This window comes from Ruegeria sp. BG11, from assembly GCF_056538565.1.
Genome location: NZ_JBQFTH010000024.1, coordinates 19,100 through 27,838, shown reverse-complemented (window position 1 = coordinate 27,838; position 8,739 = coordinate 19,100). Strand labels below are relative to the sequence as shown.

Sequence of the window (8,739 nt, the reverse complement as noted above, 5' to 3'; positions counted from 1 at the left end):
CGACGGACGCGATGGCCGACAATTCCCAGCCGATGCCCTCAAGGGGTTGTCCGGCTCCGAAGCCCGAGGCCAGAAAGACGCCGGCCAGCCCGCGGCAACGCAACCTGAATTCCGTTTGGGCTGACATAGGCCGCTACAGATCCGACCGATAGATCAATCCCGCCGGTCATGATCACGAAACATATGCCCGGCGCGATCGCAAAGAACATCGTGTAAAAATTCAGGAAAGACGAGAAATTGTAGGCGCTGCCAAAGTTTACATGGCGCATTAGCCCGAAAAACATCAAAGCTAGCAGTGCGATCCAAACCGTCACCGAGGCCGAATTGCGCCAAAGGTACTGTCAGACGCATATTGAGTGACATCGACCTCACCCCAAAAGTGGCTACCAAATACGGAAAAACCGTGGCGTTGTGCGGTGTATCTGCCAAGAGCGGGATTTAAAGATGGTAGAAGCAAGTGCCGACAAAGAGCCGGAAGGTCCATTCACAAGACGCCATTACCCATAAGCATAACTATTCAACTTCCCTGAGCTTCTTCAATGATTTTGTGATCTGGCATTTCTGATGCATAATTAGTCAATTGCATATCCGATCAATACTGTCGGGAGCGATTACATGACTGCCGAAACTTCTGATTTCGTGAAAGCCGCAGATTGCCCAAAAATAACCTCTACCAATTTGCCCAGCGGGTTTCACATCAAGATAAGAACCAAGTTGCTCGTCGCGCTACTTGGTATTGTCGGGTTAATGCTAATACTGGCGTTCACCGGGCTATCTGAGTTGCGCAAAGCGAACCTTCGAACTGCTGAGTTGCTTCAAGATCAGGTACGGCTATCAAATCTAAAGGTGTTTGAAAGCAGTCTGCAAGAAATCTGGTTGAATGGAACGGCAATTTTTGCCGAGACTGGAGGCAACACCATGCTTGGCGACAGTGCAGGCTTCTTTAAAGATAAGCTGTATGTTATTCAGTCTCTTGGCCATCTCATTGAGACAAGGGATCAACCGGATCTCAGCCTTTTTTCGAAGGATGAAATCGCGGATGTGTCGCGAAAGACTCAAGAAATAAAACGAATAGGACTTGATATCGTTGAGCGATATGAAGCTGGGCAGATTGTAGCTGCCAAATCAATGTTTGAGTTGCAGCTAGTCCCAATAATTAAGTCCTTGGACAATCTGATTGAGAAACGATACCTGCTTTTGCGCGATGGTATGCGTTCGAAAGCTTTGGTTAACCAAAACGCATTTGATCAATCGTGGCGAATGGTGCTTGCTTCAGCTGGGATTGCAGTCGTTATTGCGATTTTGCTTGGTTTCCTGCTCAGCAAATCTTTGATCCACACGATTGAGCAAATCCGGGTCACACTAAGAAAAGTTGCTCAAGGCGACTTTGCCGCTCGAGCCAATATCAAGACCACCGACGAGCTCGGAGATCTCGCCCGAAGCGCCAATCGTATGACAGAGCGTTTGGGCACGTTGTACGATGAGCTTGAGACTGCAAACCTGCACAAGTCGCAATTTCTCGCCAATATGAGCCATGAATTGCGAACTCCGATGAATTCGATCCTCGGATACACCGAAATGATCCGGGATGGAATTTATGGTCCGGTGCCCCAAAAAATCGACGATCCGCTGCATCGGGTTCAAGTGAATGGTAAAATACTACTGTCATTGATCAATGATGTTCTGGATCTTTCAAAGATTGAAGCCGGAGCACTCGAACTGGCACTGGACACATATTCGATGTCTGAGATCCTCACAGACGTTGTTTCCACGATTGAGCCTATAGCAGCGAGCAAGGGACTGGAAATCCGCACCAAAGTAGAAGGCGGACTCCCCACTGGGCATGGCGACGCGGGTCGAATTAGACAGGTCTTACTTAACATCGTCGGAAATGCGGTAAAGTTCACCGACAAGGGCTACGTCGAAATAAACTTGGCGCGTCGTGATCAACGGTTTGTAGTAACCGTAACTGATACAGGAGTTGGAATCTCCGCAGAGCAAATTGATGAGGTTTTCCTGGAATTCAAACAGGCTGACGCCTCGTCTACGCGTGCCGCCGGGGGTACTGGCCTCGGTCTGTCTATCTCTCAAAAGATCGTAGAAATGCACGGTGGGCGAATTGAAGTCGCCAGCAGCCTTGGCAACGGTTCGACTTTCACTGTTGTACTCCCCGTCCAGGCCACGAGGAGCTGAGCATGTCGAAAAGAATACTTGTCATAGAAGACCAGGCTGACAACAGACGCATACTCCGAGACCTTCTAGGCAGTCACGGCTTCGAAGTGCTGGAGGCCGAAAACGGAGCGCAAGGAGTAGACCGAGCGATTGCTGAAAAGCCCGATCTAATCTTGATGGATATCCAGATGCCAGAATTAGACGGTTACGATGCCACCCGCCAGATAAAGCAGCATCCAATATGCGCGAACATTCCAATCATCGCGGTAACATCCTTTGCTTTGTCTGGCGACGAAACAAAAGCACGGGAAGCCGGATGTGATGACTATGTTACCAAGCCATACAGTCCGCGTGCTCTGTTGGCCAAAGTCATTACGTTTGTTGGACAGGTCTGAATGAAAATATGAAAGACCCACCACTCATTTTGATTGTCGATGACCAGCAGGACAATCGCAACCTGCTGACAATGCGACTTAGCGCGCATGGTTATAGTACTGCCGAGGCCGTGGATGGCGAAGACGCTATAGAAAAAGCTACAGATTTGTCGCCCGACTTGATCTTGCTAGACGTAATGATGCCTAAGCTGGACGGTTTCGAAGTCTGTCGAAGATTGAGAATGGATCCCATACTCCCCTTTATTCCGGTGGTTCTGGTAACAGCTCGTTCTAACACTGAAGATATGGTGCAAGGGCTTGAGGCTGGTGCAAATGACTATCTCACCAAACCAGTTGACACAATTGCACTCATTGCTCGCGTACGCTCAATGCTGCGAACAAAAGCTTTGCATGACGAAGTGCAGAGCTGGAACAAGGAACTCGAAAAACGAGTAAATCAACAGATTGGTCAGATTGAGCGGTTCAATCGTTTGCGCCGTTTTCTGCCAAGACAAGTGGCAGAAGAAATTATTTCGGTTGGTGATGACAGCGCTATTCTTAAGAACCGAAGAGCGGACATCGTCGTTTTGTTTGCAGATCTGAGGGGTTTCTCGGCCTTTACGGAAGCTTCTGATCCTCAATTAGTACTGGAAGCCCTCAACGTATTTCACAATTGCGCTGGACCACTGATTGAACGGCATCAGGGCACACTTGAACGTTTCTTGGGCGACGGCATCGTTGTTCTGTTTAATGCCCCGCTACGGGCACGCGATCCTACAGGCCAGGCTGTCACCTTTGCGAGCGAGCTGCATGTTGCGGTCGCAAACGCGCTTGGACCTTTTCAAAAGGAGGGATCGAGCTTGGGTCTCGGGATCGGTATCGCCAAGGGTGAAACCACTATTGGCTGTATCGGATTTGAAGGCCGGTTTGACTATGCGGCCATTGGAGAAGTGCCAAATCTTGCAGCTCGCCTATGTGAACACGCGCGAGCTGCCGAAACACTAGTCGATGCGTCGGTTGTCGAAGCGTTAGGAACATCCAAGAAAACGCGATTTTTACGCGATCAAGAATTCAAAGGACTGACCGGAACGGTTCCTGTGTTTCAGCTTCTGAGTTAAGGTGCTGTCGATCAATTCGAACCAGTCTTAGCGAGGCTGGTAATGCTGCCCTCTACTCCAATCGACGAGGAACTCCTGACGGTGCTTGAGGACAGCTATGCTGTGTCCAAGTGGCGAATGAGGCCACGGCAAAAAGTTTCCAACAAAGAAGCGGGTTCAACATCCGTGGCTTGCGGATCAACGACGTGATTGAGCCGCATGAACGCGAACTGAACTTGCCAGCCTGTATACATGATGCCTCTCTGCGCCGCAGGATTATTTTTGCATGTATTGACGCGCGCTATCTTGGCCAAATGGTTGACTGCTGCCAGAAGGTCGATGGGTTGGGTTATCAGGTTTTCAACGTATCAAACGACAACTACTCTGTGAGTTTAACAACATCAGAGTTGGTTGCGCCGATTTATTAAATAATTGAATTTAATAAGAAAATGACGCTGGATCAAACCTTCCATTCAAAACGCCAAGGCAAAGAAACTTCTCGGATTTAATCCTCAGCATGATTGCCGGGACTACCTGAAATCCAAGTTCCTGCATCCAAAAGATTTCGCTCTTAACTGCGCGTACAACGCGACCAGAATTACGCCTTGGATACGCCGTTTCTCGCAGCCACGAAATCGACAAGGTGAGGAACATAGTCGTTTGGCCCATCACCTCCAGCGGCGAGCGCCATTGCAAAACTGTTTTTTGCGGCGTTTCCGATTGGATTGGACAGCCCCACTTCATCTGCCATGGCTTCGAGGTAACGCAAATCTTTTAGAGCATTGGATAGAGTGAATTTGTGAGACTCTCGATTGCCTTCAACGGCGTACCCCATGAAGGTTTGATAAAACCCGCAATCCATCCTGCTGCCACGAATGATCGAGTCGAATTCCTTGGTGGATATTCCGACTTTTTCGGACAGTGCCAACGCTTCCGAATAGAGCGCCGCATATCCCAATGAAAGAAAGTTATTCAGAAGCTTCATTTTGTGCCCTGCAGCACATGGGCCAATGTGAACGATGGTTTTTGCCCAAGCTGCAATAACAGGCTCCAACCGCTCAAAAACAACTGGGTCAGCGCCGACCATGGTCGCCAGCTCTCCGTTTTGTGCCTGCACGGGTGTCCCGCCCAACGGCGCGTCCGCCATATGGTGACCGGCCTGCGCTAACTTTTTAGCGAGTGCCATAGTGGAATTCGGGTCTGACGTGGAACAATCCACAATGACGCTACCGGCCTGCATGGTTGGCATCATGGCCGCGACAATTGCCTCGACCTGAGGCGAACCGGGTGCACAAATATGGATAACTGAGGACACTGCCGCAAGCCCAGCGAGGTTTTCCGCCTCCGTCGCACCCTGAGCGACTAAGTCATCGACAGGGCCACGGTTCCGATGAGCAACCACATTAACTGTGAAGCCTGCTTTTAGCAGATTTGCGGCCATACCCTGACCCATCAAGCCAACACCAACAAATCCTATCGTTTCTTCGCTCATCGAGGTCTCCATTCAACACTTACTGAGCATCAGTTTGGACCAGTACGGAATGCAAACGCAATGACCGCTAAACCTTGCATTGCGAACCAAGACAAAGGACGCAGCGAACGACTGTTTTTGGCTCCTTACAACAGATGCTGCGCTTGAAACAGATTTCTGCAATGGGCTCGATGCGGTCATTCACCATAATCGGCGTGAACGACCGCTATGCGCGTAAAGCTGTCATTGGCTCATAAGTAGGCAATGACAGCGGTTTGCCAAACGCGGAAATTTCCCGATCTTCAATACTTTCAGATTGACTACTGCACTGGGACCTTCCCCAAGGCTCGGCTCGAAGCCGACATTAATCCAATCCCTCTGAATGTCCTTTTTTCGAAGACGTCCTGGGCAAACGCTCTTAAATTTCAAGCATGGCGAGCGACGTTTATAATGATATGATCAAGAAGTTGGTTGCAGAAAACTGAGACGTCGCTTTGAGTACACCGCCCTAAAGAAACGAGGTAGAAAGCCTTTGGGTTAAGTTAAGCAGCGCTCGTGCACAAGAGGAAGCTACCCGAAAAACTCTAGACATGGTGGTACATAGTCGCGAAGGTGCTGTTAGACGAATTCGAGCCAGTCTCAGCTTGCTGCGGAAACCGCGTACCTATCCGGAACAAAGTTTCCGCCATTCGGCGAGAGCGGCGGCCCAGGTCAGCTTGAAGTTATCTCTGCTGGCGAGCGATCTTTCCTGGTTGAAGTGATTTTGGACCAAGGAATGGACGGAGGCGAATTTCTGTAGACTTCGCATGCGCCTGAAACGCTGCATTGCGCGTTGTCTTCGTCGGAAAGGCAGATGCGAATTCTCAACGCGGTTGTTGAGCCACCTGCCCGTCTGTTGCTTTTCCCTTGCACCAAGCTCTCTGAGCCCGGCCCGGTACGATGCGAAGCGATCCGTGACGACGGTTTCCGATTTACCGTATGGCTTCATCATTTTTTAAGGAATTTCACTGCTGCAGCCTTGTTTCGGCGTTTGGTGACAACGGCATCCAGTACCTCGCCTTCATGATCCACAGCCCGCCAAAGGTAGTGCCGCTTGCCGTTCACCTTCACGAAAACCTCGTCCACGTGCCACTTCCATTTTAAGTATGCTATCAATTTCTGAACACGCTTTCTTCGGATCTCAGCAGCAAACATTGGGCCAAAACTGTTCCAACAATACCGGACAGTTTCGTGACTCAAGTCGATCTCTCGCTCGTGCAACAAATCTTCGACATTCCGAAGCAAGAGCGGGAAACGGATTGACAGGATCACAGCAAGGCGGATGATTTCGGGGCTGGTTTTGAAAGAGGCAGGTTTGGTCATCGATCGAGGCTATGCAACTACCCTGCCTCGCTCAAGCAAACTTCTTCTGACAAGGCCAGGTCAATATACCCTTTGGCTAAGCTTTGTCCTTGGTGGTTTGCCTCAAAACCAAGCGCGTTGAAGTGCGAGTGTGCCGCGCTGGCGAGACTCCATCTTGCAGCCATTGCAAAACAGTGTCCGCTACATTTTTTCCAAATCCAGAAACTCCGCAATGCACGGTAGAAAGGGCAGGCCAACATTCCGAGGCCTCCTTGATGTCGTCGAAACCAACGATTTGAAACTCTTTGCCAATCTTAACATGCATTTCATGACATGCATTGATCATTCCAAAAGCGACAATATCATTAAAGCAAACAGCAGCATTGCATTCCGGATGTTCTTTAAAAAGATCAACGGTAGCTTCCTGCCCAAACGACCGACTGGATTTCCCAGTCCGAACAATAGGCTGCAAGCCGTTATCCTTCATTGCCGCGATGTAACCGGACAACCTTTCCTGAGTGACTGCGGCACCATCCAAGCCACCAATGAAGGCGATGTGCCTCGAACCCGTTTCTACTAGGTAATGCGTGGCCGCCCGTCCGCCCTCTGCATAGTCAGGGGCGATGAATGGAAACGTCGCCGTTTCGCATTCGACGTGTCGCAAGACCTGCATCAAAGGTATCCCAGCACGCTCGACCGCGGCCAGGGTGTTTGAAACATCGCCATAAGCTGGCGAAAGGATCAAGGCAGAAACACCATGCTCAAGCATAGCGCCCACCACCTGATCCTGAAGTTCGGGCTCTTCATTTGTATTGGCTACAACAACGGCATAACCTCGGGACGCTAGCGCCATCTGCAATGAAGTCGCAAACTCGGTGAAAAACGGGTTGGTTAGGTCGTTGATTACCAAACCGATCAGCGCCGTTCCCGTGGATCGCAGATTTGCCGCCGATCGGTTGTAGACATACCCAATCTCTTTCATCGCTGTATGGACGAGCTTGCGTGTCTCCGGCTTCACCTGCGGGCTGCCCTGCAACACAAGGCTTACCGTCGACTTGGAAACGCCCGCCGAGTTGGCGACATCTATGATCGTGGGTCTGCGCATTCAGGCTATTATTCAACTCCATGCAAGCTCAGAAGCGTGGTCATCCGTGCTTTAGCCAGTTCAGGGTCCGAGAGTAAACAGGCCTGATCCGCCAATCTGAACACTTGCGCGTAGTGGCAGATGTCACGGCTGGATTGGAACCCACCCGGCATGATGAAATGGGACTGGGCTCCGTTCAGCCATGCCAGATAGGCAATCCCGGCTTTGTAGAACCGCGTCGGAGCCTTAAAAATCTCTCGACTGAGGGGAACGGTCGGTGCGAACAGCGCGTTGTAGCGATCCATGTCGCCCATAGCCAACGCCTCAAGCGCCTGGCTGGCAGCGGGGGCGATAGCGGCGAAAATGCCAAGCAAAGCGTGGGAAAAATGCGTTCCGTCCCCGGCAATAAGATCGGCGTAGTTGAAATCGTCACCGGTGTAGAGGCGCACACCGTCCGGCAACCTCGCGCGGAAGGTTTCTTCGTGTGCCTGATCCAGCAAGGATATTTTTATCCCGTCAACCTTGGCGGGATTTTCATTGATTAGGGACAGCATAAAGTCGCTGGCCGCGTCGATATCCGTGCTCCCCCAATAGCCTGTCAATGCAGGATCGAACATATCGCCCAGCCAGTGCAGGATTACAGGCTCCGCAGCCCCATCGATTAGCGCGCGATAGACGTCGTGATAAGTGTCTGGACCCGCGTTGATCGCTGGAAAGGCGCGTGACGCCATCAGGATCAATTGCCCTCCCGCGGCTTCGATCGCCTCGGCTTGATGCTCGTAGGCTGACAGGATTTCACCTGCTGTGTTCAACGCGCTTAGAGGCAGGTGATCAGTCCCTGCCCCACAAGCCACCCGAGGCGACAACGGATGCACCTGCGCCGCCTTCATTGTGCGCTGGATCAACTCCAACGCGGTCTCCCAATCGACGCCCATACCCCGTTGTGCGGTATCCATGGCTTCGGCCAGGCCCAGCCCTTGATCCCAGAGCCCCTGACGAAAGCGCAGCGTCGCATCCCAATCAACGGTGGGGCGCCCATCCCAGGGATTACGTTCTGCCAGCGGGTCTGAAACCACATGAGCTGCCGCGAAGGCCGTCCGTGTCAGAGGCACCTCCGGCGTGCGCGGCACTAACGGCGTTCCAGTAAGCGCATAGGGTTCCAGCTGCCCCTCAGGGTTTGGCAAAATCAATTGCATTGTC

At 51.4% G+C, this 8,739-nt stretch carries 7 protein-coding genes and 1 pseudogene; 4 read left to right on the top strand and 4 right to left on the bottom strand.

The features are described from left to right. Positions 1-615: 615 nt before the first annotated feature. The 4 genes from ACR0JF_RS22825 to ACR0JF_RS22810 all read left to right on the top strand — a co-directional run bounded on the left by ACR0JF_RS22825 (position 616) and on the right by ACR0JF_RS22810 (position 4,071). Positions 616-2,193: a sensor histidine kinase gene (locus ACR0JF_RS22825; protein WP_170663263.1), complete on the top strand. Its 1,578-nt coding sequence runs from the start codon at positions 616-618 to the stop codon at positions 2,191-2,193. A 2-nt stretch (positions 2,194-2,195) separates the two neighbouring features. Beyond that, positions 2,196-2,567, top strand: a complete 372-nt coding sequence (locus ACR0JF_RS22820; protein WP_170663265.1) for a response regulator — start codon at positions 2,196-2,198, stop codon at positions 2,565-2,567. 8 nt (positions 2,568-2,575) lie between these two features. Further along, on the top strand, positions 2,576-3,664 hold the full coding sequence (locus ACR0JF_RS22815) for an adenylate/guanylate cyclase domain-containing response regulator (RefSeq protein WP_170663267.1): 1,089 nt from the start codon (positions 2,576-2,578) through the stop codon (positions 3,662-3,664). Between the two features lie 110 nt (positions 3,665-3,774). Next, the gene (locus tag ACR0JF_RS22810) at positions 3,775-4,071 is read left to right on the top strand and encodes a hypothetical protein (RefSeq protein ID WP_170663269.1); all 297 of its coding nucleotides are present in this window, start codon (positions 3,775-3,777) and stop codon (positions 4,069-4,071) included. Between the two features lie 170 nt (positions 4,072-4,241). On the opposite strand, the gene ACR0JF_RS22805 is transcribed toward ACR0JF_RS22810, so the two are convergent. The 4 genes and pseudogenes from ACR0JF_RS22805 to ACR0JF_RS22790 all read right to left on the bottom strand — a co-directional run bounded on the left by ACR0JF_RS22805 (position 4,242) and on the right by ACR0JF_RS22790 (position 8,735). Beyond that, the gene (locus ACR0JF_RS22805) at positions 4,242-5,135 is read right to left on the bottom strand and encodes an NAD(P)-dependent oxidoreductase (protein WP_480670038.1); all 894 of its coding nucleotides are present in this window, start codon (positions 5,133-5,135) and stop codon (positions 4,242-4,244) included. A gap of 643 nt (positions 5,136-5,778) precedes the next feature. Next, a pseudogene (locus ACR0JF_RS22800) lies at positions 5,779-6,476 on the bottom strand (IS6 family transposase). Between the two features lie 76 nt (positions 6,477-6,552). Continuing rightward, on the bottom strand, positions 6,553-7,560 hold the full coding sequence (locus tag ACR0JF_RS22795) for a LacI family DNA-binding transcriptional regulator (RefSeq protein WP_170663273.1): 1,008 nt from the start codon (positions 7,558-7,560) through the stop codon (positions 6,553-6,555). 8 nt (positions 7,561-7,568) lie between these two features. Continuing rightward, complete coding sequence (locus ACR0JF_RS22790; RefSeq protein ID WP_170663275.1) at positions 7,569-8,735, bottom strand: dihydrodipicolinate synthase family protein; 1,167 nt, start codon at positions 8,733-8,735, stop codon at positions 7,569-7,571. Positions 8,736-8,739: the final 4 nt, after the last annotated feature.